Below are 22,877 nucleotides of genomic sequence, written 5' to 3'. Positions count from 1 at the left end.
CTTGCTGTTTTTCAGCTTACAGCAATACCTAAAAGAATATCAATGAGTGTAGCAGTTGCCATGGCAATACTCACCATAAACTCTCTTGCAGTGATCGCAGACATTGAAGAAAAGCTAGACTATCGGGATGTGGCGTTACCGAAGCTCTTTGTTGAGAGGCTTGCTTAAATTCATCCTTTGTTGCCAATAGTACTAACTTACCTTCACTCATTAACCCAATTCGTGAAGCTAAAAAAAAGGCTTCTTGAATATCATGGGTGACAAATACTACTGTTTTTCCTAATTCCTGTTGTAATCGGTGAAATTCTTGTTGCAGTTCTAAGCGGGTAATGGGGTCGAGTGCACCAAAGGGTTCATCCATTAATAATACTGGTGGGTCTGCCGCTAATGCTCTAGCTACACCTACCCTTTGCTTTTGTCCTCCCGAAAGTTCATGAGGGTAGCGCCGGGCAAACTGTTCAGGATCTAAGCCCACCATATGCAATAGTGCATAAGTCCGCATTTTAATTTGTTTAGATTGCCAACCCAGTAGACTAGGCACTAGACCCACGTTGTCTTCTACAGTAAAGTGGGGAAATAAACCAGTTTCTTGAATGACATAACCAATATTACGCCGCAATTCAATTTCATTCCATCGAGTCGTGGGAGTACCGTCAAATAATACTTCTCCTTGGGTGGGTGTAAACAGGCGATTGATTAACTTGATTGTAGTGGTTTTACCGCTACCACTACGTCCGAGTAATACCAGGGCTTCTCCTTGACTAATAGAGAAGTTGAGATGAGATACTAAAAGGCGATGGTTGCGGCTAAAGCTGACATCGCGGAATTCAACAGCAATTGGTTTTTGTTGTTCTATCATCAAGTTGATTTTTTCAGATTATGCCAAAATTTAAGGTTAACGAAATAGATTTGTTCTACGACATTAAAGGACAGGGGGAGCCTTTACTATTAATTTCTGGTTTCTTATGCGATCACTCCTATTGGTCATTAATCATGCCATCCTTGGTTAGCCAATATCAAGTGATTCGCGTAGATAATCGAGGAATGGGCCGAAGTTCGGCCCCTAATAGTCCTTATAGTCTCCAGGATATGGCAAAAGATGTAGCGGCATTACTTGATCACATCGGCATTGATCAGGTAAATGTGGTAGGTCATTCCATGGGTGGTCAAATCGCCCAGGAATTAGTCTTAGCCAACCCTGAAAAGGTAAAAAGTCTGATTTTACTTTCTACTCTCGCCCAAGGTGATGGACGATTCAACCATGTAATCGAAACGTGGGGCGACCTCCCCAGTAGTATAGACATGAGGCTTTATGAAAAAGTTGTATTACCCTGGGTGTTTACTGATGAGTTTTATGCTATTCCAAATATGGTGGAAGAACTAATCGAGTGGGCTGTAAATTATCCCTTTGCACCAGATCAAAAGACACTCTATTATCACAGTAGAGCCATCCTCGCCAGCAATACCATAGACCGCCTGTATAATATTCACTGTCCCACTCTGATTTTAGTTGGCAGGCAAGACATTATCACTCCAGTTAAGTTTTCTCAACAATTAGCTGAAGGTATTCCCCACGCAGAACTGGTGGTGATTGACCGTGGTGGTCATGGGTTTTTGATTGAGTCCTCCCATCAAGTAATTTCCGTGATACTGCAATTTTTGAGAAAATTATCATCTCCCATAAATTAAAGAATATGCCAATGAAGGTGTTTGACCTAACCCCGGCTTTTAGGTCTTTTGGATTATAGTTAATGTGGGTAGGTTCAATAATAGTGGCATATTATGATAGGTAGCCACGGGTCACCCTAATTAATCCTCAAGAATACCAACATAAACATGACAGACTTTAGAGAACTGCAAGAATGGGAAAAAGCGCACGAACTTACAGTTGCAGTTTATGAAATTACTAAAACCTTTCCAGAAGAGGAATTACAGGGGCTAACGCAACAAATTCGTTTGGCTTGTGCTTCTATACCTATTAAAATAGCTCAGGCATGCGATCGCGATGACTATGAAATTCAACTAGATTTTCTGGAAACCGCCAGAGACGCGGTAATTGAGGTAGAATACTATCTCCTACTTTGCTACGAGTTACAAATGGTTGACTCATCTAATTATGATCGCCTAATCAGTGATGTAGTGGAAGTGAAGGAACTGCTAGCATCTTATATTGATAAGCAGAGTCGCAACTTTTGATCAAACTCCTTGCCGAACATTTGGAAATGATCTGCATTCATGGGGAAAGCACCTACCCAGAAGAATGCTGTGGACTAATTATTGGTTATCTGGGTAGGGAAGGCAAGACTGCTATGGAAATAATACCCACAGCAAACGCCTGGAATACCCAAGGAAATGATTTATCCAGCGATAACAGAGTATATACTAGCAGAAGACGATATGCGATCGCGCCCCGAGTAATCTTACAAGCCCAAAAAGCAGCACGCGATCGCGCCATGAATATTATCGGTATTTATCACTCACACCCCGATAATTGCGCTACACCATCAGAATGCGATCGCCTATATGCTTGGGCAGAATACTCGTATATAATAGTATCCGTTGAAAATGGCAAAGCTAGTACGGTTAAAAGTTGGACTCTTGATGATTATCACCATTTCCAACCAGAGTCGATTGAAAACATAATTTAACCAATTAATTCCACTCTCGAATATCGTTTTTCGATAGGATCAATAATCCTAGCTAATCTACCTCAATCTTATGCTCAATCCCAATCTGGATGAAATCCAGTTGACCAAAGATGATTACGAACGCTACTCCCGCCATCTGATTTTGCCAGAGGTGGGACTGGAAGGACAGAAGCGTTTAAAAGCTGCCAGTGTCTTGTGTATTGGTACTGGTGGACTAGGTTCGCCATTACTTTTATATCTTGCAGCAGCCGGTATCGGACGCATTGGTATTGTTGACTTCGATGTTGTCGATACTTCTAACCTACAACGCCAAATAATTCACGGTACTTCCTGGGTAGGTAAACCCAAGATTGAATCGGCAAAAAACCGAATTCACGAAATTAACCCCTATTGTCAGGTTGATTTGTACGAAATTCGCCTGAGTTCTGAAAATGCCCTAGATATTATTAAACCTTACGATATCGTAGTAGATGGTACTGATAATTTCCCTACCAGATATCTTGTTAATGACGCTTGCGTATTGCTGAATAAGCCTAACGTCTACGGTTCCATTTTCCGCTTTGAAGGACAAGCCACGGTATTTAACTACGAAGGTGGTCCCAACTATCGTGACCTATACCCAGAACCACCACCACCAGGAATGGTTCCCTCCTGTGCAGAAGGTGGCGTACTAGGTATTTTACCGGGAATGATTGGAATTATTCAGGCCACAGAAACAGTAAAAATTATTACGGGACAGGGTGCTACCTTAAGTGGGCGATTGCTGTTGTACAACGCCTTAGAAATGAAATTCCGGGAATTAAAACTCCGTCCTAATCCCGTTCGTCCAGTTATTGAAAAACTGATAGACTACGAACAATTCTGCGGAATTCCCCAAGCTAAGGTAGAGGAGGCAAAACAGCAGATGGAAATTCCAGAAATCACCGTTAAGGAATTGAAGGAATTACTGGATAGTGGTGCAAAGGATTTTGTGCTAGTAGATGTCCGTAATCCTCATGAATACGAAATTGCCAAAATTCCTGGTTCTGTATTGATCCCCTTACCAGAGATCGAAAACGGCCACGGCGTAGCCAAGGTCAAAGAAATACTGAATGGTCACCGCTTAATTGCTCATTGTAAGCTAGGCGGGCGCTCTGCCAAAGCCTTGGCCATCCTCAAGCAAGCAGGAATTGAGGGAATTAATGTTAAAGGTGGTATTAACGCTTGGAGTAAGGAAATTGATGCTTCAGTTCCAGAGTATTAAAACTCTTTAGCGAGAGTGACGCAGAGATTACACATTAACTCTCTGCGCCTCTGGGTGATAGAGAAAAATTACTTTAATTGAGCAGTTTGCTGTGACTGTGATTCGTTACTTTGGGTAGATTCTTGCTTTTCTGACTTCTTCTCTTCTGTCTTCTGTACTTGCTGAAGATGAATGCTATTCACCTGTTTAATAAAATACTCTAATGCTTCGTTGGCTTGCCGTTGCTGTTCGATTTCGTCAGAGGAGTCATAGAAACGATAGGGTGTTATTCCCAAAATAAATTTTTCTACCTCAGCTTCTAACAGTTCAACTACTGTATTGGCAGACACCCAATTCTTTTGAAATGGGAAGGACGTAACTATACTTGCAAGTATGGAAGCAATAGCCGGACAAATAACTGGTAACCACTTCAACCAAGTTTGTCGTGCTTCTATTTTGTCTACCAGGACTAAAATAGGTGTAATTCCTGAAAAAATGACAGTTGTAATTTGCAGAATATAGTAAATCGTTCTCGATAAGTTCCGAACTCTTTTATAATCGTCAATCAAATCTTGGCAATATTGTAAAGCTTGAGTTTTGACTGGAGTAAAGTTGTTGATCTGCCAAGATTTATTACTCAATAAATAAGTGTATATTTCTGCTTTTTTGTTAGCCTGGTAATAACTAACGGATTTTTTCGAGTCTTGAAATAATTGTCTGTTAATTATCAGGAAGAAAAATGTTGCACAGATTGTGACCACACCATAAAAAACCAAGTTTTCGTTTTTTAATGAAATAACAAGAATACTAACTAATAGCAAAAATGCTATGAGCAAGTTCTCAATTATCTTCAGTGTCAGTAATCTTTTCTCTGCTTTCTCTGCTCCATAAACAGATAATTGGCTTAAACTTTCAATATTTTTTGTATTCTCTGTGAGATTATCAATCGTCAAATCTGTTGTAGTCATTCCTTGGTGTCTCCATAAATTTGGTACAAGAAGTCCAGCAACTAAAAAATTAGATGCCTAATGGATAATAAATAGTTATATGTATTGACTATTTATTATTCTTTGCTACGGGAATTTATCAATTTTGGTGATTCTTTGGCGCACCTCACTCTAACTGATGTATTGAATCTCTTCAGCAATTTTTTGTATTAAAATACTCTGAAGTATAATCGAAGCTTTAACCAGGAGCAATATAAAATTCACTTAATTAAGCTTTTTTTACGAATTAGTGCAGATTACATCCAGACACTGTTATCCGCATATACAACCACGGATCATATTCAGGTGTAATGTAAGTAATAATTGTGACTAATATTCTAACTAGGATTACGAGGGGTAAGCAAAAGTATTTCAACGCGCTTTACCGACACCCAAATATAATTCACCGACTTTGGAATCATGCAATAATTCTTCACCAGTCCCAGAAATAGCATCCCGTCCAGATTCCAGTACATAACCACGATGAGCCATTTCCAAAGCTTTACGAGCATTTTGTTCTACTAACACGATTGCTGTACCTGTTTGATTAATTTGTTTAATTTGATCAAACACTTGGGTTACCAGAATGGGGGATAAAGCCGCAGAAGGTTCATCCAACAGCAACAAACTAGGTTCTAGCATCAAAGCTTTACCCATAGCCAGCATTTGACGTTCACCTCCTGATAAAGTCCCAGCACGTTGACCACGGCGATCGCTTAGTCTGGGAAACATAGAAAAAATTTGCTCTTTCAGGGGTTTAAGAGGTACATTACGCACAAAAGCCCCCATTTCCAGGTTTTCTTCAACACTTAGGGAAGGAAAAACATTAGAGATTTGTGGTACATAACACATTCCCTTCCTAACAATTTGATTTGACTTTAGCCCAGCAATATTTTCATTTCTAAAGGTAATTGTGCCTGTGTGGGGAGTTAAAAGCCCAAAAATAGTTTTGGCTAAGGTGGATTTACCCGCACCATTAGGGCCAATTACTGCTACCAGTTCACCTGGTAGTACCCAGAAGTTTACCCCTTGGAGGATATCTACATCTTTAACGTATCCGGCGTGGACATTATTAACTTCTAGTAAATAGTTATTATTCATTACTTCTTGTTTATTAAATAAAAATTATTGAATCAACAGTCAAGTTAAAAATAACTTATAAACTGTTGACATAGAATTTTACGGTGTTTTTTGCAAGTCTGGTCGTTCTTGGGGAACGATGGCATTTTGCACCGGGCAAACTTGGATACATATACCACAATCAATGCAAGTAGAAAAGTCAATCCAATACCAATCGGTTCCCTTAATATTTTTACCTGGGCCTGGATGGATACAAGCCACTGGACAAGCATCTACGCATTCAGCTACACCTTCACAAACATTTGTAACAATTGTGTGCGGCATTTCTCAATTTCCTTTCTTTAAGATCAGCTATATCTAGCCTAGCAGCATAGGAATGGGGGATGCTCGATTCTACTCCCCATTCCCCAAGGACTAATTAACGCAATGGTTCATTGACAATTGAACCGTCTGATGTAATCCAAGCAATTTGGGCAATACCGCGATCACTTGCGTATTGTCTAATAGCTTCTGTATCTCTACCCCCTAAATCCATTTCTACCCTTACCAAATCAGCAGAATCACGTAATTTTTGGGCATAGGCAAAGGCCGCAGCCTCGGCATTTGCTGTTTGGGCTACTACTAACCAGTTGCTAGCGGGCGTAGATGGTGGTAGTTCCTCAGTAGATAAGAGAATCTGGTGTAAATCTTCAATATCCAGTACAAACCCAATACCGGGAATGTCTTCCCCTTGGGGATGATATAGTCCTAAAAGCTTGTCGTAGCGACCACCACGGCCTAAAACTCTAGCTTGTGAACCATGATCAGTGACAATTTCAAACACTATACCAGTGTAATAGTCAATGGTTTGGATTAAGCTCAAGTCAAGAATTAAAGGAAAATCGCCTTCGGATTTTAGCAACTCTACCACAGATTTGAGGTTATTTACTTTTTCTTGTTGCTCTGGAGTCAAAGCAAAGCTACTGACCTTTTGCAAGACATCGGCACTGTCACCCCGTAGATCCATCATGACGATAGCGCGATGGCGTAGATCATCCCTCAAAGGCAAACCATCTATGGCAATGCGGTCGAGATGGGCGATGGCACTGCGGACTTTGGCTTGGATATTCACTGGAAAGGCATCAAGTAGCGATCGTGTAATTCCCGCTTCGCCCAAAATTAAGTGCCAATCCTGCAAACCCAGTGCAGTCAAACAATTTCTCGCCAACAGCAGCACTTCTGCATTTGCCAACAATCCCCCCACGCCTAACAATTCTACCCCCGCTTGATAAAACTCTTGCTGGCGATTGTGCCTGTTTTCCCAGGTGCGGCGGAAGACATTGGCATTGTAGTATAGCCGTTGCGGATAGGTGACATCTGCCATGCGCGTAGCAACTGCACGAGCAATAGAAGCTGTCAACTCTGGACGCAATCCTAATTCTTCATCTTGGCCATTTTGGAGTTGAATCACCATCTGACGTTGAATTGCTTCTCCCGCCATCAACGTGTCCATCCGTTCCAAAGTTGACGTAATAATCCTGTGATATCCCCAACGATGAAACACTTGCTCTAACCTATCTTCAATCCAGCGTTTTTGAGCCACGTCTAAAGGTAATAAATCCCTTGCTCCCGCTGCTGGTTGATACACCATTATTTTTTATTCCCACCAAACAAACCACCAAATAAACCCCCACCTCCAGACTTATCTGGTTGATTAGTTCCATTGTCAGGAAGTGAAGTTACTTTCGAGCCACTAGATTGTTGCCCTAAAGCCTTTTCTATTTTAGGTTTCCATGTCAACGCTATTTCGTTGGTAAGGTCTAATTTTCAACATATATAAGGGTTTTACAGCCAAGAAATTTTTCTTCAGTAATTTTATAGTCGCAAATAGTCACTAAGTATGAGCTTTCCTCATCTTCCTCACTTCCAGCTCGATAAAGGTCGAACTCCCACCAACTCACGACTCAATTTGTCATGAATTTTACCATTAGTAGCCAGAATTCTCCCTGATTCAATTTGAAAAGCAGTGCCATCATAGGCAGTAACTTCACCCCCAGCTTCTCGCAATAAAGCTACACCTGCAACAACATCCCAAGGAGAGATTCCCCTTTCCCAATAACCATCAACACGCCCACAAGCAACATAAGCCAAATCCAAAGCTGCGGAACCACTGCGTCTAACTCCTTGAGTGAGATGAGTCAGGTGACAAAATTCTGCGTAGTTGTTATCACAAGTTTCCCGACGATCATAGGCAAATCCCGTTACCAGCAAGCTTTTACTCAGTTGAGATATTTCCGAAACCTTGATGTAATGGCGGTTACACGTAGCTCCTAAGCCACTAGCCGCCCGAAATAACTCCTCATGGAAAGGGTCATAAATTACACCAACTTGCGGCACAGCATTAACTAATAACCCAATGGAAACAGCAAAGGACGGATATTGATGAGCATAATTTGTTGTGCCATCTAAGGGGTCAATTGCCCAGAGGTACTCATTATCTTGATTTCCTAACTTGCCTGATTCTTCAGCCAGGATAGAATGTTCGGGAAAGTGGCGACGTAAAATTGACAAAATCTCAGCTTCTGAGGCTTTATCCGCAGCAGTAACCAAATCACCAGGGCGGCCCTTTTCGGTAATAGCATCTTCTAACTTACCTAAATACCCTTGCAAAACGGCACCCGCAGCCAACGCCGCTTCCGTAGCAACATCGAGAAAAATTTGTAAATTAATCATTGGTTCTTAGTGATGGTCATGGGTCATTGGTCATGAGGTACGGGTGAAACAACTACACCACTTTTTACCAATTTCGGCGGCGAAACTCAGCAGGAGAGACACCCATAGGTTTCTCTGGATTCCAAATACCTTTTCCCATGAGTCTAGCCCATTGCTGGGCTCGTTCCAAGGTCTGGTCATATTTGTGGTTAGGAGATCGCGACACAAACAGGGCATATCCTTGTTTAACAACTTGTTCATTCAATAACTGGTCATCTTTCCACACATAAGCCAAAATCCGATTAAATTTATCTTTAGCTTCGACATCAAATTCCAGGATTACAGATTTTTCCTGCTCACCAATCAAGGCCGCTAAAACTTCCCTGGACTGATCTCCCCAAGGGCGTTGGCGCAAATCCGGTGCATCAATACCAAGTAACCGGACTGAAGAAATTAAATTTGGTTGTTCAGTCATACCCAACACTTCCAAACTTTGCCCACTCACCACCCGCACCACCTGCACCTCAACCTGATTGCTTGCAGTCTGATAATTGTCTTGACAACTCACGAGCAACAGCAAGCAACCGAACAGAATAATTTTCCCCACTAACACATCAAAAAAAAACCCTGGCTCCTTGGGTTTAAGGGCTAACAATGTCCTAATCCTCATCTAACGGTAAACCAGCCTTAACTTTGCCTTTAGCAAAATAGCGTCCAAACTGTAGCTGATAAACCTCATCCTCATCTTGAGTTTCTATGTCTAAATCAGAACGAGCGTAACTGACGCATAACAAAGCGTAACCTCGTCGGCGCAAGGCTGGCGATAATCCAATAGCTTCTGGTTGATAAACTTCTCCAGAGATGATTCTCACAGCACAAGTTGTGCAAGCCCCATTACGGCAAGAAAACGGCAGATCCCTTCCTTGTTGTTCGATGCTGTGGAGAATGTAGCGGTTTTCTGGAACTTCTAGTGTGTATTCTTGGCCAGAGGCGCGATGGCGGACTTTAATTGTATGTGTAGAGGACATTTTGCTTGGGGAGTTCCAATGTGAATTTTCAGGTTTAATTTGATATTTCTACTATATTTGCATTTTCTAAAATTTTATAGTAAAGTGGTAAATCGTTGCCCCTGGAGAGGTGGCCGAGTGGTTTAAGGCGCAGACCTGGAAAGTCTGTTATGCGGAAACGTATACGAGGGTTCGAATCCCTCCCTCTCCGTTAAAATAAACAAGCTGCCCCCAGTTCATTTTTATCCTTTGTCGCTGGTGGGTAATTAATCCACTAAGCTGCTATGAATCAACTGAAGTCTCAAAACTGGACATTAATCAAACAGCGACTAACTCCTTACTTATTTTTGCTACCGGCTTTAGTTCTTTTGGTTTTAACGGTTTTTTGGCCAGCAATACAAGCGTTTTACCTCAGCTTTACCAGCTACGAAGACCTTTCCCAACCACCCCAATGGATAGGTTTTGCCAACTTTGTCCGGTTGTGGCAAGATGCAGTTTTTTGGAAAACTTTAGAAAATACTTTTCTATATCTTGTGGGTGTCGTACCAATTTTAGTCATGGCTCCCTTGGTTTTGGCAATTTTGGTCAATCAGAAACTGCGAGGGATGAATTGGTTTAGAGCGGCCTACTACACGCCTGTAGTGATATCAATGGTAGTTGCTGGTATAGCTTGGAAATGGCTATATGCAGAAAACGGCTTACTCAATCAGTTGGTCACAACCTTGAATATTTTTCCCGCAGGAATTCCTTGGCTAACTAGTCCAGAGAAATTCCTAGGCATAGTACCAATTTCTCTTGCCAGCGTTATGGTTGTCACCATCTGGAAGGGACTCGGCTATTACATGGTAATTTATTTAGCGGGTTTGCAGTCAATTCCTGGTGATGTGTATGAAGCTGCAGCTATTGATGGTTCAGATGGTATCCGCAAACATTGGGATGTTACAGTACCCTTAATGAAGCCGTATTTAGCTTTGGTAGCCGTGATTTCGGCAATTTCCGCTACTAAAGTCTTTGAAGAAGTATTTATCATGACCCAAGGCGGTCCACTCAATAGCTCCAAAACCATTGTTTACTATTTGTACGAAGAGGCCTTTAGTAACTTAGAAGTTAGCTATGCTTGCACAATTGGATTAGTATTATTTTTGATTATTTTGGCATTATCAGTTTTGCGCTTATTGATTAATCAGCAGGAAGACATCCCCATTTAATTAAACATATATAAAAATATATACAACTTGACAGTCCCAGACCTAAAGGTGTGGGGATACAGTCTTCATTTCTTCCCTAAACTAGGAAACACGGCGCATTGCGCCTGTTTTTGAACGTTTTTCGGCATTTTTGTTATGATTTTTTATAAATTTTATAAATTTTATATCATCTTTAACTAATAGCTATCAGTAATAGCTTATACATCGTAAAATTTACGCATTTTTGATCCACCCAAAGGCAGTAGCTCAAACATAAGGTAATAAATATAAAAGATGAAATAGCTCTGCTTTCCAAACATTTACAAGGAAACAGATTTTTATGACATTTGATTATGACTTGTTTGTAATCGGTACTGGACCCGGGGGATTAGCAGCAGCAAAAAAAGCCGCTAGCTATGGTGTTCGTGTCGCTATAGCTGAACAAGAAAACATTGGTGGTACTTGTGTAAATCGGGGCTGTATTCCTAAAAAGCTGATTGTTTACGCAGCTGATTTTGCTCAAGAAAACCAAATAGCACAGAGTTACGGATGGAGTCAGTGTGAACGGTACTTTGACTGGACACTATTTATGAAATCTGTACACCGACAGATTGAACATATTAACTACTCCTTTTGTCAAGAATTGCGAAAAGCACAAATTGAAATAATTAAAGAACGCGCTACTTTTGTTGATAACCATACTTTAGATTTGAATGGCCATCAAGTTACAGCCGATAAAATTTTAATTGCTGTGGGTGCAAGACCCAATAAGCCTAATATTTCCGGGATAGAATACGCCATTACATCACGTGAAATGTTTCATTTACCCTATTTACCAAAACGGTTGGCAATTATTGGGGGTGGCTATATTGGCGCGGAGTTTTCCAGCATGATGCAGGCTTTTGGCTGTAAAGTCACACTGATCGAAACAGATGAAATGATGTTATCAGGGTTTGATAATGATATTCGCTCTGGTGTACAAGAAAGTTTAAGGAATCGCGGAATTAGAATTTTGACTAATAGCACTGCTCAAGAAATTACTCACTTAGATGAAGGTTGGTTGTTGACCACTACTGGTGACCGTGTACAAACTATTGCCGCAGATACTATCCTCGTAGCTACGGGTTTTAGTCCCAATACCAAGAATATCGGTTTAGAGAAGGCTAAAGTTGAAGTTGGTGAACAAGGTGAAATCAAAGTCAACGAATACTACTGCACTAGCCAGAAAAACATTTTCGCTGTGGGAGACTGCATTAACCGTTTGCAATTAACTCCAGTTGCTAAAGCTGAAGGTATTGCCTTTGCCAATAAAGTGTTTGGCAATAACCCGCAAACAGTGAATTATGATTATGTCCCTTCTGCCGTTTTTTCTCGTCCAGAAGGTGCTGGTGTGGGAATGACGGAAGCCAAGGCTCGGGAAAAATTTGGGGATAGGGTGAAATGTTATTCTACGCAATTTCAACCACTTTTGTATCAGCTGGTAAAACAAGAAACTCCAGCTATGATGAAGTTAGTAGTAGATGATCATTCTCAACAAGTTTTGGGGGCTCATATGCTGGGTGAAAATGCAGCCGAAATTATTCAAACTTTAGCAGTGGCAATTCGTCAAGGAATCACTAGGCAAGACCTGAATGAAACAATAGGCATTCATCCAACCATAGCAGAAAACTTTTTGTCTTTAGGTTAAATAGTTGTATTTCAACAGTGTTGTTACCCAGGTTTAATGGGAATATCTGATGTGTTTAAATATCCGTTGTGTTGTGGTCTGAAGTTGCTGTTTTGCAAATTTACTAATTCCTTGAGGTTTTATGGCTGAAAATTAGTGATGATTAATAGATGGTTTCTTACTGCTAAAACCTACTCTAATTGTGGTGGAAAAAAAGAAATTTTCTCATTAGGTGAAAGAGTGTTTAAGTTTGATAGCTGTGGATTTGAATGTGACAGGGATTTAAACGCAGCTATTAATCTGAGTCATTGTGCTGTATCAAAAGCTGTCAGTTAGACAGTGTTACCCTGTGGATTGAGTACTGGCCCACTTCCCAGAGGAAAATTAACCTTTCTCATGGACACCGCACCTGTGTGAAATTCCTGGATGAAGGTTCCTGGGTGTGTGGCCAAAATTTTATATATCCCTACTGAGATCACTTTACTGCTATATTTTGGTAATGCAGCCTGAAATTGACCATTATCAGTACTTCCGTAACTACTTGGCAGATCAAAAACTACGCTTAGTGCAATAGCCCTAACACCAGCCAGAATCAGTTTTTTTGATTATCTGAGTTTATCCAGGGGGCTTAAACGGGAAAGAGTTCAGTTGTTCTAAGTAAACATACTGTTGCGTATCTGTTTTATAGTACTGTTCGGGAATTGATATCCTATTGATCATCAGTTGCCAAAATCAGGATATTTTCTGGAGGTATTATTTATAGACGCAGTTGAAAAAATATGGACAGGGATTGATTTTCCATCAATTGTAGCCAAGCCTAGACAGTCAGCAATCCTGCACTTAGTGCGGAAATTCCACTCAGCAAATGGCCTAAACCCGCCATTAACTGGGACTGGTGTGATACTGCTGTTGAAGTCGCTTTTGTCGGTTTACTTGAGGTTATATTCCCGGCACAGACATATTTTTTGGTTAAGTTAGATGTGCGCTGTTCTGGCATATCATGTTAATAGTTTATTTGCGTTCTACTAGTTTATTTATTTATTTTGGGCTGGTTTTACTACAAACACATTGAAATAAGACTTAAATGACAAACTTATACATTTGTAATATCTTTTCTATTTTTGACCACGCTTGGGTTAATAAATTTCGATTCGGTAGAGTTTTAGCCCAAATCTTGGTCAACTTATTCTTGAAGTGAGATAAAACCTGTGATTGTTCGACAAACTGGAGCCGGAAATACCTGGCTTCACCACTTAGTGACGGTAAGATTTGATTTTCTCAGCGGAAGGTGTACGCCTCCTAGAATTTCTCTAAGAGGAATTTATTGTTATGTCACTGACAAATTTTGTTCAAGAATCAGCATTTTATTGAATCAAAAACTTATAGATGATTATCATCCCATATCCTACCCCAAGACCTATGCCTTACCTCTTTAGAAGTAAACTTGGCAGTTATATAGCCAGAAATCTTGTTAACCATGTTAATCAGTCAATTTTATTGATAGATTTTGATCACAGTGCCTCACTTAAACTGCTAAAGATGAAAAAGGTTAAGTCCCAAAATCTTAAGTCCGAGATTTTAGCCAATTTTATGCAATATAAGAGGTAAGATAAAAGCTATACATAAAACCATGTTATCAAAATTTTAGCAAATTTATCATTTGAGAATTGCTATAATCTATTGTCCAATCTAGTTACTTTTCTATTTGTTAGGTGTATTTTTCTATGGGTTCCCCAATGAATCGTCTGTCTATTTTTGTAGACGGAAACAATATGTTCTATGCTCAACAAAAAAATGGCTGGTTTTTTGACCCAAGACGAGTGTTGGACTATTTTAAACACGAGCAATCAGACACAACATTAATTAATGCTTTCTGGTACACTGGCTTAAAAGACCCCCAAGATCAACGAGGTTTCAGAGATGCTCTAATTAGCTTAGGATATACAGTCAGAACTAAAATTCTCAAAGAATATTATGATGATTCTTCAGGTCGCTATTCCCAAAAAGCTAATTTAGATATTGAAATTGTCGTAGATATGTTTAATACAGTAGATCAGTATGACCGAGTAGTTTTATTCAGTGGTGATGGAGATTTTGAAAGAGCTATTGAACTATTACGCTCAAAAAATACGCATATTACAGTAGTATCAACAGAAGGAATGATAGCCAGAGAATTACGTAATGCTACGGATAGATATATTGATTTAAATGATATTAGAGACAGTATAGAAAAAGTAGAAGGCTAGTAATCTTAGCAAATATTTACAAATCTTAAGAGTAAAAAACTAAGGTTCAAGATATTTTAACAAGATCGGCGTAAGTCCCCATCTATAGGAATGTTAGGTGGGGATATAATCCGGGCAATGACGATTCTATCTGCCAACAATATCAACCGCTTTTTGGTTGGTGAGTGGGATGAATGAGTAACTGCCAAATATTTGGTCTGGATACTGTACTAGAAAGCTTACCTCTTAGTAATATATTCCCATCAAGGAGGTCATATTCAGTGTTACGCAAAGTCGTTCAATTTCGTCTATGGCTATGCTATTTGATTCTTGAACAAGACTCAGTACACACTGAAACTCTTATGTCCTGTTCCCTGTTCCCGTCACTAGATGTTAGAGAGTGGACTTGCCCTCACTGTGGTACTTACCATGATTGCACAAAGCCCAGTGCCGGAGGTAATGGCGAGGGCAATGCAGCCCAAAACATCAGAACAGAGGGAATCAGGATGCTCAAGGCGGATGGTTCAGCCGTCTCTGCTCTAGGAGGGGAGGTAAGACCAAAGATGGGGCGAAAGTCTCATTGGCGGTACTGGCCTGTGAGTACGGAAGCTCCAACTATAGCGTCAGCTTAGTTGGAACAGTTCACGCAAACAGTAACAACTAAACAAGGAGGAAACATGACCAGGAAACCAGAGAGAATTATCATTTTTGATACGACCCTGAGAGATGGGGAACAATGTCCCGGAGCGACTCTAAATATAGACGAAAAGCTGGCCATCGCCAAGCAACTATCCCGGTTAGGCGTAGATGTGATTGAGGCAGGTTTTGCCTTTGCCAGTCCGGGAGACTTTCAAGCGGTGAAGAAAATTGCCGAAATAGTAGGGACAGAAGATGGCCCGGTAATTTGTAGTTTAGCTAGAGCCATTAAAGCAGACATTGAAGCCGCAGCCGAAGCATTAAAACCAGCAGTTCACGGCAGGATTCACACATTTATTTCTACTTCAGATATTCATTTAGAATATCAGCTGCGGAAGTCACGAGCGGAAGTATTAGCGATCGCCGAAGAAATGGTAGCCTATGGCAAGTCCTTCATGGCAGATGTGGAATTTTCGCCAATGGACGCAGCACGTTCTGACCCGGAATTTCTGTACCAGGTGTTGGAGCGAACAATCGCCGCCGGGGCAACTACAATTAATATTCCTGACACTGTAGGTTACTTGACCCCCTGTGAATTTGGAGCCATGATTAAGGGCATTAAAGATAATGTCCCCAATATTGACCAGGCAATTATTTCTGTACACGGACATAACGATTTAGGTTTGGCAGTTGCTAACTTCCTAGAAGCCGTAAAAAATGGTGCAACGCAACTAGAATGTACCATTAACGGCATTGGTGAACGAGCCGGAAATGCATCATTAGAAGAACTAGTCATGGCATTGCATGTTCGGCGTCAATATTTCAATCCCTTTTTAGGAAGACCAGTGGATTCTGAGGAGCCACTCACCAATATTGACACTCGTCAAATTTATAAAACCTCCCGTCTAGTTTCCAATTTGACGGGAATGATCGTACAACCAAACAAAGCCATAGTAGGGGCAAACGCTTTTGCTCATGAGTCTGGTATTCACCAAGATGGAGTGTTAAAAAACAAGCTCACCTACGAAATCATGGATGCTCAATTGATTGGTTTAACAGACAATCAAATAGTCTTGGGCAAACATTCCGGCAGAAATGCTTTTCGTACCCGTTTGACCGAATTGGGCTTTGAACTGTCAGAAACAGAGCTAAATAAAGCATTCGTCAGGTTTAAAGAAGTAGCTGACAAAAAGAAAGAAATTTCTGATTGGGATTTAGAAGCTATTGTTAACGATGAAATTCAACAAGCTCCCGATTTGTTCCGAGTAGAGTTAGTGCAAGTTACCTGCGGTAGTAATGCTCGTCCCACCGCTACAGTCACCCTTCGCACCCCCGCAGGTGAAGAATTGAGTGATGCAGCCATTGGTACTGGGCCAGTAGACGCAGTTTATAAAGCAATTAACCGTGTAGTCAATGTACCTAACCAGTTGATTGAGTTCTCTGTGCAGTCGGTCACAGCGGGAATCGATGCTATAGGGGAAGTAACCATTCGTCTCCGACATGACTCTAGAGTTTTTTCTGGTCATGCAGCAAACACGGATATCATCGTTGCTTCCGCCCAAGCTTATATTAATGCACTGAATCGGCTTTATGCCTCCTTGCAAAGCCAAGAGAAGGAAGAGGAAGTAACGGCACAGAAAATTTAATAAAGTCGTCATAAGTCCCCACCCATACCAATGTTATGTGGGGATTTGACACTCTCCGGGCTAAAGCCACCGAGATTCCACATTCTTCCTCAGAATTTGCTTTAGCAGGTTTTCACCAACTAGAGTATCGATTCCAACTCCTGTAGCGTTAATATGCCTGACAGCACCCTACGCGAACGGGGATGCCCTCCCCTATTTTTTCCCAGATTGAGAATATTTACTGCTAATGTATGCAATCAAAGATAAAACTAACCAACGATAAACACCTAACAGTACTCCTTGGCCAAAACGGTGTAGGCCGAAAGGATTTTTCGCCGTTTTAAACCAGCCTTCAATCTGCCACCGACCCTTACCCCAGTAATTGATAGTGCTAGCTTTGACAGGGTTGGTAGAATTGATAAGTTTTACTTAAGTGGCTGACCAAGAATGGAAAATCTGGTCAAGTTAACTTCTGTCCGATAAAATAAACCCTAATGACCCAATCAAGCCATAAAAAGTTCACAAACAATATTAAAAAGTTACCGGAATTAGCAAGTTTAGTAAAATCATCTGCCATAGACCTAGTAGATGAAGTTGATTTTTTAAGAATTGCTGCAAGCTTTAAGCAGGAGCAAAAGCGGAAAGCAAGATTAGGTCAGTTTTTAACTCCTGCTCCTGTAGCCGAATTAATGGCTGGGATGTTTAACAAAGTTAATCTTCCTCAAATCCGTCTGCTTGATGCAGGTGCAGGAACTGGCTCATTACTGACAGCTTTTGTATCTAAACTTTGCAATAGCCAGTACCGTTCACAAAATTTAGATATTGTTGCTTATGAAATTGATCCTTTTCTAGTTGAATATTTACAACATACTTTAAATTTGTGTGCAGAAAGATGCCAGATATCAGGTATCTCTTTAAGTTATGAAATCAGAGAAAAAGATTTTATAGAGGATGCTGTCAACATCCTTCAGCCTAGTTTATTTGATAATTCTCAAAATTCAAGATTTACCCATGCTATTATTAATCCGCCATATTTAAAAATTAATGCTAACTCCAAGGTTCGTACATTGTTACGTTCATTGGGACTAGAAACTAGCAATCTTTATACAGGTTTTATAGCTGCTACATCTCTACTTCTTCAATCAGGAGGAGAACTTGTATCTATTTCACCTCGGAGTTTTTGTAATGGGCCATATTTTAAAGATTTCCGAAGAAGGTTTCTGGAAATTATGGCTTTAGACCAGATACATCTTTTTGAATCCAGACAAGAGGCTTTCAACGATGAAGTTTTGCAAGAAACAATCATCATTCATGCCATAAAACAAAAACAGAAGTTTGATAATGTACTGATTACTACAAGTACAAGTGCTGATGATGACTTTATTATCTCTAATTCTGTAGAATATACGGAAGTGGTTCACCTAAATGATCCACAACAATTTATTTATATTATTCCAGATACATTAAGTCAGCAGATAATTCAACAAATAGCAAATTTTACTTGTACGTTAGAAGACCTCGGATTAACGGTTTCAACCGGACGGGTTGTAGATTTCCGTGCAAAAGAATTTCTACGTTTACTACCAGATAAAAGTTGTGTTCCCTTAATTTACCCAGTAAATTTATCTAAAGGATATATTGAATATCCGACAATAACTAAAAAACACCAAGCTTTAGTACATACGGAACAGACAGCATCACTACTAGTACCGAACGAACATTATGTTTTGACTAAACGTTTCTCTTCAAAAGAAGAAAAAAAAAGAGTAGTAGCTGCTGTTTATAATGCTGAAAAAATTTGCCATTCTTGGGTAGGCTTTGAAAACCACTTAAACTATTTCCATCATAACGGGAAAGGGCTTAATCTGAACCTAGCGCGGGGTCTTGCTGCTTATCTTAACTCTACAATTATAGATACATTTTTTCGGTTCTTTAATGGGCATACTCAAGTTAATGCGACTGATTTAAGAAATTTTAAATATCCTAATTTAGAACAGCTTATATCTATAGGAGAACGAATTGGAGAAAATTTTCCATCTCAAAGAGAAATTGATTATTTTATAGAAGAATTACTAAGTATGAGTAGTAAGCCAGACAATAGTGTTATAGCCATTAAAAATCGTATTGATGAAGCATTACAAATATTAAGCCTTTTGGGATTTCCTCGCTCACAACTTAATGAACGTTCAGGTTTGACTCTTCTTTCTTTACTTGGCTTAAAACCTCATGATCCTTGGCAATCCGCTTCATCCCCATTAATGGGAATTACCCCAATAATGGAATTCATGGCGCAGCATTACAGAAAAACCTACAAGCCTAATACTCGTGAAACTGTTCGTCGTCAAACAGTTCATCAATTTTTAGATGCAGCCTTAATTGTTACAAATCCAGACAAGCCTGAACGGCCTGTTAATAGTCCAAAAACAGTATATCAAATTGAAGAAAGTGCCCTTGAATTATTACGTACTTACAACAGTATGGAATGGGAAAAAAGTCTTCGTACTTACCTTTCTTCAATTGAAACTTTGAAAAAACAGTATGCTCAGGAGAGAGAGTTGAGACGTATACCTATAGAAATAGAAGGACAAGTCATAACTTTATCACCAGGTGGACAGAATATTTTGATTGAAAAAATTATTAAGGAATTTGCAGAACGATTTACTGCGGGAGGGAAACTGATCTACGTTGGTGACACTGATGAAAAATTTGCTTACTTTAATGAAAGTGCATTAAAAAATTTAGGTGTTATCATCAATTCTCACGGTAAAATGCCTGATGTAATTATCCATCATCTAAAAAATGATTGGCTAGTTTTAATTGAAGCTGTAACTTCTCATGGGCCAATTAATCCTAAACGCAAGAGAGAACTTGACACTCTCTTTGCTAACACAAAAATTCCTCTTGTGATGGTAACTACATTTCTTAGCCGTAAAGCTATGGTTGATTACTTACCTGAAGTAGCTTGGGAAACAGATGTCTGGGTTGCTGAAGATGCTACCCATCTTATTCATTTCAATGGTGAGTATTTATTACAGCTTTATAGAGTAAATAAAAAATCTGATTCAGAATAATTAAACATTAAATTAGTTAACTTATAATTCAATCATCAATTAATTATCAAAATCAATGGGCTTACCGTTGAAATGGTTATAAATATCCATGTCAAATCATAAACAGAATCAAACTGATGAATGAACCTGTAAACACATCCTGGCAGGCTGTGCGCGCTACTTTTCAACAAATTTGGGGTCACGATGATTTCCGTCCCCCCCAAGGCGAAATAGTCAGGAGTTTATTAGCAAAAAAAGATGCTGTCATCATCATGCCCACGGGTAGCGGCAAATCAATTTGTTTTCAATTGCCGGCACTACTACAAACAGGATTAACTTTAGTAGTTTCACCCTTGGTGGCACTGATGGAAAACCAAGTCCAAGAACTACTTGAGCGTCAACAAAAAGTGGCATTGTTGCATAGTGAATTACCTTCACACCAACGCCGTAGCACACTACGAGACCTAGAAAGACAACAAATTAGATTACTGTATTTATCCCCAGAGACTTTATTAAGTGCCCCAGTATGGGAAAAATTATCTCATCCCCAATTACAAATCAATGGTTTGGTAGTAGATGAAGCCCATTGTTTAGTGCACTGGGGAGATACATTTCGTCCAGCTTATAGCAGATTAGGGGCAGTCAGACCTGGACTACTGACATCAAAACCACCGGGAACAAAAATCAGCATCGCTGCTTTTACTGCTACTGCTGACCCTTCAGCCCAAAAAGCTATTCAAACAATCTTACAATTAGAGCAACCAGAAATTTTTCGATTAAATCCCTACCGCCCAAATTTACATCCCACTGTCCGCATAGCTTGGACACCAAGGAGTAGGAAACAGCAATTATTAAAATTTATTCAAAGTCGATCACAACAGTCGGGATTAATTTACGTTCGCACTAGACAAGATAGCGAAAATATAGCTGCATGGTTAGCAGAAAAAGGTTACACCACAGCTAGTTATCATGGGGGAGTGGGTGGAGCAGAACGCCGGGCTGTAGAAGCTAAATGGTTAAGTGGTGAAATTCCCTTTGTTGTTAGCACCTGTGCTTTTGGTTTGGGGATAAATAAATCAGATGTGCGTTGGGTAGTTCATTTTCACGCGCCACATCTCATATCTGAATATGTGCAAGAAATTGGTCGGATTGGACGGGATGGAAAACCAGCCATAGCATTAACTTTGATTAGTGAACCTACAGGTTGGTTAGACCCAGAAGATAAGCAAAGACAGCAGTTCTTTGATCAACAGATGCGACGACAACAACGCACAGCACAGCAACTGCTGAAAAAACTACCCAAACAGGGAGAAGTCAATGGAGTGATAAGTCAATTTAGCGATGCTTCTATGGCCTTAGCTTTACTCCACAGCAGTGGTCTATTAAATTGGCTTGACCCTTTTCATTACACCATTGAGTCAGAGGTGAAACATCAGCCAGAGACACAATCACAAGGTGCTAAACAAATGTATCAATATTTGACTACGAAAAAATGTCGTTGGCAGTTTTTATTAAATGCCTTTGGTTTTAACCAAGAACCTGGTAACTGGCGTTGTGGTCATTGTGATAATTGCCAGAATATTCATTAGTCAGTTGAAGCCTCTACTTTCCTTGGCACAAGTCTGGTTGAGCAAGTTTTGACAGTGAATGTAGAATCCCCTAGCCTTTAGATAGGGGAGTGTCAACATCCAGAAATAAAAAATCAGGAGATTTTAACAGTTTGAAATTTTAAAACTGTTGTAAAAACCGTAAATCACTAGCGTACAAGCGGCGGATATCGTCGATTTGATGTAACACCATGGCAAAACGTTCTACACCAAAACCAGCAGCAAACCCAGTATAAATTTCTGGGTCATAACCCACAGATTTCATAACATTTGGATCTACCATGCCGCACCCCATAACCTCTAACCACCGACCATTCCACTGTAAATCGACTTCAGCCGAAGGTTCTGTAAACGGGAAATAACTAGCACGGAAACGAATTGGTAAATCACCAAATATTGCTTGTAAAAACACCTTAATAGTACCTTTGAGGTCACTAAACGTTAGACCTTCATCGATGGCTAAAAGTTCTATTTGATGAAAAACCGCCGAGTGAGTTGCATCTACATTATCTCGCCGATAAACTCGCCCAGGAGCAACAATCCGGATAGGTGGTTCCTGTTTTTCCATATAGCGAATTTGCACTGATGAGGTATGAGTACGGAGAAGATTTCCGTCTGGGAGGTAGAAAGTATCCTGCATATCACGGGCGGGGTGATCTGGTGGAGTATTCAGGGCTTCAAAATTATAATAATCTGTTTCCATCTCTGGCCCTTCGGCTACGGTGTAGCCCATGCCAACAAAAATATCCAACGCCCGGTCAATAATACCGTTGAGTGGATGAATCCGGCCTTGAGGTCGGTAGATTCCCGGCATAGTCACATCCAGCGTTTCCGCCTCTAGCTGTGCCTGAATTTTTGCAGATTCCAGGGCAGCACGTTGTTTGTCTAAACTATTTTGTAGGGATTCCTTGACTGTGTTGGCCATCGCCCCAATTTTCGGTCTTTCCTCCGCACTCATTTGTCCCATACTTCGCAATAACGCTCCCAGTTGCCCTTTTTTACCCAGATAGCTAATTCTGAGTTCTTCCAGACGTTCTAGGGTATCAGCGGCGATGATCGCTTGTTCTCCTTGCTGCCGCAGTGCTAAAAGTTGAGCCTCTAAATCGGTAGTCATTGGTTATTAGTCATTGGTCATGAATCATTGGTTATTAGTCTACGACTTTGGACTGCTAACCAATCACTTTAATCACAGGGAAAGGTGAAAACTCAACTTCCCTTTACTAGTTTAGAGGTGATTGGTTGTTTGA

Annotated in this window: 21 protein-coding genes, 1 tRNA gene and 3 pseudogenes; 13 read left to right on the top strand and 12 right to left on the bottom strand. The window is 40.3% G+C overall.

The features are described from left to right. Positions 1 to 70: 70 nt before the first annotated feature. Positions 71 to 859 carry an ATP-binding cassette domain-containing protein gene (locus NWP25_RS09710; RefSeq protein ID WP_280651992.1) on the bottom strand — a complete coding sequence of 263 codons (789 nt, stop codon included), beginning with the start codon at positions 857 to 859 and terminating at the stop codon, positions 71 to 73. Between the two features lie 20 nt (positions 860 to 879). Here NWP25_RS09710 and NWP25_RS09705 point away from each other — a divergent pair, with 20 nt between their 5' ends. From NWP25_RS09705 to moeB, 4 genes are all read left to right on the top strand, one after another. Further along, complete coding sequence (locus tag NWP25_RS09705; RefSeq protein WP_280651991.1) at positions 880 to 1,689, top strand: alpha/beta fold hydrolase; 810 nt, start codon at positions 880 to 882, stop codon at positions 1,687 to 1,689. A gap of 147 nt (positions 1,690 to 1,836) precedes the next feature. After that, positions 1,837 to 2,196, top strand: coding sequence for a four helix bundle protein (locus tag NWP25_RS09700; RefSeq protein WP_280651990.1), 360 nt, complete (start codon positions 1,837 to 1,839; stop codon positions 2,194 to 2,196). Next, positions 2,193 to 2,648 carry a M67 family metallopeptidase gene (locus NWP25_RS09695; protein WP_280651989.1) on the top strand — a complete coding sequence of 152 codons (456 nt, stop codon included), beginning with the start codon at positions 2,193 to 2,195 and terminating at the stop codon, positions 2,646 to 2,648. The genes NWP25_RS09700 and NWP25_RS09695 overlap by 4 nt, the downstream gene beginning before the upstream one ends. A 70-nt stretch (positions 2,649 to 2,718) precedes the next feature. Then, positions 2,719 to 3,891: a molybdopterin-synthase adenylyltransferase MoeB gene (moeB, locus tag NWP25_RS09690; RefSeq protein ID WP_280651988.1), complete on the top strand. Its 1,173-nt coding sequence runs from the start codon at positions 2,719 to 2,721 to the stop codon at positions 3,889 to 3,891. A gap of 68 nt (positions 3,892 to 3,959) precedes the next feature. On the opposite strand, the gene NWP25_RS09685 is transcribed toward moeB, so the two are convergent. From NWP25_RS09685 to NWP25_RS09650, 8 genes and pseudogenes are all read right to left on the bottom strand, one after another. After that, positions 3,960 to 4,838: a DUF4231 domain-containing protein gene (locus NWP25_RS09685; RefSeq protein ID WP_280699283.1), complete on the bottom strand. Its 879-nt coding sequence runs from the start codon at positions 4,836 to 4,838 to the stop codon at positions 3,960 to 3,962. A gap of 390 nt (positions 4,839 to 5,228) precedes the next feature. Further along, entirely contained in the window at positions 5,229 to 5,957 is a 729-nt protein-coding gene (locus NWP25_RS09680) for an ABC transporter ATP-binding protein (protein WP_280699281.1), read from the bottom strand. A gap of 78 nt (positions 5,958 to 6,035) precedes the next feature. After that, positions 6,036 to 6,260 carry an indolepyruvate ferredoxin oxidoreductase subunit alpha gene (locus tag NWP25_RS09675; protein WP_280651985.1) on the bottom strand — a complete coding sequence of 75 codons (225 nt, stop codon included), beginning with the start codon at positions 6,258 to 6,260 and terminating at the stop codon, positions 6,036 to 6,038. Positions 6,261 to 6,354: 94 nt separating this feature from the next. Next, positions 6,355 to 7,566, bottom strand: coding sequence for an ATP phosphoribosyltransferase regulatory subunit (locus NWP25_RS09670; RefSeq protein ID WP_280688230.1), 1,212 nt, complete (start codon positions 7,564 to 7,566; stop codon positions 6,355 to 6,357). Continuing rightward, positions 7,566 to 7,742, bottom strand: a pseudogene (locus NWP25_RS09665) (molecular chaperone DnaJ); the annotation flags it as partial. The pseudogene NWP25_RS09665 and the gene NWP25_RS09670, both read right to left, overlap by 1 nt. Before the next feature lie 93 nt (positions 7,743 to 7,835). After that, positions 7,836 to 8,648, bottom strand: a complete 813-nt coding sequence (locus NWP25_RS09660) for an inositol monophosphatase family protein (RefSeq protein ID WP_280651983.1) — start codon at positions 8,646 to 8,648, stop codon at positions 7,836 to 7,838. A gap of 64 nt (positions 8,649 to 8,712) precedes the next feature. Further along, a complete protein-coding gene (locus tag NWP25_RS09655; protein WP_374913650.1) occupies positions 8,713 to 9,282 on the bottom strand; it encodes a thermonuclease family protein in 570 nt (189 codons plus the stop codon). A gap of 4 nt (positions 9,283 to 9,286) precedes the next feature. Further along, a complete protein-coding gene (locus NWP25_RS09650; protein WP_280651981.1) occupies positions 9,287 to 9,655 on the bottom strand; it encodes a 2Fe-2S iron-sulfur cluster-binding protein in 369 nt (122 codons plus the stop codon). 103 nt (positions 9,656 to 9,758) lie between these two features. Here NWP25_RS09650 and NWP25_RS09645 point away from each other — a divergent pair. The 4 genes from NWP25_RS09645 (at position 9,759) to NWP25_RS09630 (ending at position 12,823) form a co-directional block, all read left to right on the top strand. Next, positions 9,759 to 9,845: transfer RNA gene (locus NWP25_RS09645), tRNA-Ser, on the top strand. 73 nt (positions 9,846 to 9,918) lie between these two features. Beyond that, positions 9,919 to 10,842 (top strand): carbohydrate ABC transporter permease, encoded by a 924-nt coding sequence (locus NWP25_RS09640; RefSeq protein WP_280651980.1) that lies wholly within the window; start codon positions 9,919 to 9,921, stop codon positions 10,840 to 10,842. A gap of 319 nt (positions 10,843 to 11,161) precedes the next feature. After that, a complete protein-coding gene (gorA, locus tag NWP25_RS09635) occupies positions 11,162 to 12,508 on the top strand; it encodes a glutathione-disulfide reductase (protein ID WP_280651979.1) in 1,347 nt (448 codons plus the stop codon). 138 nt (positions 12,509 to 12,646) lie between these two features. Next, on the top strand, positions 12,647 to 12,823 hold the full coding sequence (locus NWP25_RS09630; RefSeq protein WP_280651978.1) for a zinc ribbon domain-containing protein: 177 nt from the start codon (positions 12,647 to 12,649) through the stop codon (positions 12,821 to 12,823). Positions 12,824 to 13,304: 481 nt separating this feature from the next. On the opposite strand, the gene NWP25_RS09625 is transcribed toward NWP25_RS09630, so the two are convergent. Then, on the bottom strand, positions 13,305 to 13,484 hold the full coding sequence (locus NWP25_RS09625; RefSeq protein WP_280651977.1) for a hypothetical protein: 180 nt from the start codon (positions 13,482 to 13,484) through the stop codon (positions 13,305 to 13,307). A gap of 727 nt (positions 13,485 to 14,211) precedes the next feature. On the opposite strand from NWP25_RS09625, the gene NWP25_RS09620 reads away from it, so the two are divergent. The 3 genes and pseudogenes from NWP25_RS09620 to NWP25_RS09610 all read left to right on the top strand — a co-directional run bounded on the left by NWP25_RS09620 (position 14,212) and on the right by NWP25_RS09610 (position 16,994). After that, entirely contained in the window at positions 14,212 to 14,733 is a 522-nt protein-coding gene (locus tag NWP25_RS09620) for a LabA-like NYN domain-containing protein (protein ID WP_006196798.1), read from the top strand. 365 nt (positions 14,734 to 15,098) lie between these two features. Next, positions 15,099 to 15,344: pseudogene (locus NWP25_RS09615) on the top strand (hypothetical protein); the annotation flags it as partial. Between the two features lie 45 nt (positions 15,345 to 15,389). Beyond that, positions 15,390 to 16,994 (top strand): 2-isopropylmalate synthase, encoded by a 1,605-nt coding sequence (locus NWP25_RS09610; RefSeq protein ID WP_280651976.1) that lies wholly within the window; start codon positions 15,390 to 15,392, stop codon positions 16,992 to 16,994. A 210-nt stretch (positions 16,995 to 17,204) separates the two neighbouring features. Here NWP25_RS09610 and NWP25_RS09605 read toward each other — a convergent pair. Then, a pseudogene (locus tag NWP25_RS09605) lies at positions 17,205 to 17,402 on the bottom strand (IS701 family transposase); the annotation flags it as partial. A gap of 65 nt (positions 17,403 to 17,467) precedes the next feature. On the opposite strand from NWP25_RS09605, the gene NWP25_RS09600 reads away from it, so the two are divergent. Together NWP25_RS09600 and NWP25_RS09595 are read left to right on the top strand one after the other, a co-directional pair. Next, positions 17,468 to 20,044: a BsuBI/PstI family type II restriction endonuclease gene (locus NWP25_RS09600; RefSeq protein WP_280699280.1), complete on the top strand. Its 2,577-nt coding sequence runs from the start codon at positions 17,468 to 17,470 to the stop codon at positions 20,042 to 20,044. A gap of 116 nt (positions 20,045 to 20,160) precedes the next feature. After that, positions 20,161 to 21,612 (top strand): RecQ family ATP-dependent DNA helicase, encoded by a 1,452-nt coding sequence (locus NWP25_RS09595; protein ID WP_280699278.1) that lies wholly within the window; start codon positions 20,161 to 20,163, stop codon positions 21,610 to 21,612. Between the two features lie 139 nt (positions 21,613 to 21,751). Here NWP25_RS09595 and pheS read toward each other — a convergent pair whose 3' ends face one another. After that, entirely contained in the window at positions 21,752 to 22,744 is a 993-nt protein-coding gene (gene pheS / locus NWP25_RS09590) for a phenylalanine--tRNA ligase subunit alpha (protein ID WP_280651973.1), read from the bottom strand. Positions 22,745 to 22,877 lie beyond the last annotated feature (133 nt).

The organism is Umezakia ovalisporum Ak1311 (assembly GCF_029891685.1).
In the GTDB taxonomy this organism is placed as follows: Bacteria; Cyanobacteriota; Cyanobacteriia; order Cyanobacteriales; family Nostocaceae; genus Umezakia; species Umezakia ovalisporum.
The sequence above is the reverse complement of the archived record's forward strand: the minus strand, read 5'-3'. Positions and strand labels throughout refer to the sequence as shown.

Excerpts from the sequence above, each read along its gene's own strand:
- NWP25_RS09710 (WP_280651992.1), bottom strand. The coding sequence starts at position 859 with ATGATAGAACAACAAAAACCAATTGCTGTTGAATTCCGCGATGTCAGC.
- NWP25_RS09705 (WP_280651991.1), top strand. The coding sequence starts at position 880 with ATGCCAAAATTTAAGGTTAACGAAATAGATTTGTTCTACGACATTAAA.
- NWP25_RS09700 (WP_280651990.1), top strand. The coding sequence starts at position 1,837 with ATGACAGACTTTAGAGAACTGCAAGAATGGGAAAAAGCGCACGAACTT.
- moeB (WP_280651988.1), top strand. The coding sequence starts at position 2,719 with ATGCTCAATCCCAATCTGGATGAAATCCAGTTGACCAAAGATGATTAC.
- NWP25_RS09685 (WP_280699283.1), bottom strand. The coding sequence starts at position 4,838 with ATGACTACAACAGATTTGACGATTGATAATCTCACAGAGAATACAAAA.
- NWP25_RS09680 (WP_280699281.1), bottom strand. The coding sequence starts at position 5,957 with ATGAATAATAACTATTTACTAGAAGTTAATAATGTCCACGCCGGATAC.
- NWP25_RS09675 (WP_280651985.1), bottom strand. The coding sequence starts at position 6,260 with ATGCCGCACACAATTGTTACAAATGTTTGTGAAGGTGTAGCTGAATGC.
- NWP25_RS09670 (WP_280688230.1), bottom strand. The coding sequence starts at position 7,566 with ATGGTGTATCAACCAGCAGCGGGAGCAAGGGATTTATTACCTTTAGAC.
- NWP25_RS09660 (WP_280651983.1), bottom strand. The coding sequence starts at position 8,648 with ATGATTAATTTACAAATTTTTCTCGATGTTGCTACGGAAGCGGCGTTG.
- NWP25_RS09650 (WP_280651981.1), bottom strand. The coding sequence starts at position 9,655 with ATGTCCTCTACACATACAATTAAAGTCCGCCATCGCGCCTCTGGCCAA.
- NWP25_RS09640 (WP_280651980.1), top strand. The coding sequence starts at position 9,919 with ATGAATCAACTGAAGTCTCAAAACTGGACATTAATCAAACAGCGACTA.
- gorA (WP_280651979.1), top strand. The coding sequence starts at position 11,162 with ATGACATTTGATTATGACTTGTTTGTAATCGGTACTGGACCCGGGGGA.
- NWP25_RS09630 (WP_280651978.1), top strand. The coding sequence starts at position 12,647 with ATGATTAATAGATGGTTTCTTACTGCTAAAACCTACTCTAATTGTGGT.
- NWP25_RS09625 (WP_280651977.1), bottom strand. The coding sequence starts at position 13,484 with ATGCCAGAACAGCGCACATCTAACTTAACCAAAAAATATGTCTGTGCC.
- NWP25_RS09620 (WP_006196798.1), top strand. The coding sequence starts at position 14,212 with ATGGGTTCCCCAATGAATCGTCTGTCTATTTTTGTAGACGGAAACAAT.
- NWP25_RS09610 (WP_280651976.1), top strand. The coding sequence starts at position 15,390 with ATGACCAGGAAACCAGAGAGAATTATCATTTTTGATACGACCCTGAGA.
- NWP25_RS09600 (WP_280699280.1), top strand. The coding sequence starts at position 17,468 with ATGACCCAATCAAGCCATAAAAAGTTCACAAACAATATTAAAAAGTTA.
- NWP25_RS09595 (WP_280699278.1), top strand. The coding sequence starts at position 20,161 with ATGAATGAACCTGTAAACACATCCTGGCAGGCTGTGCGCGCTACTTTT.
- pheS (WP_280651973.1), bottom strand. The coding sequence starts at position 22,744 with ATGACTACCGATTTAGAGGCTCAACTTTTAGCACTGCGGCAGCAAGGA.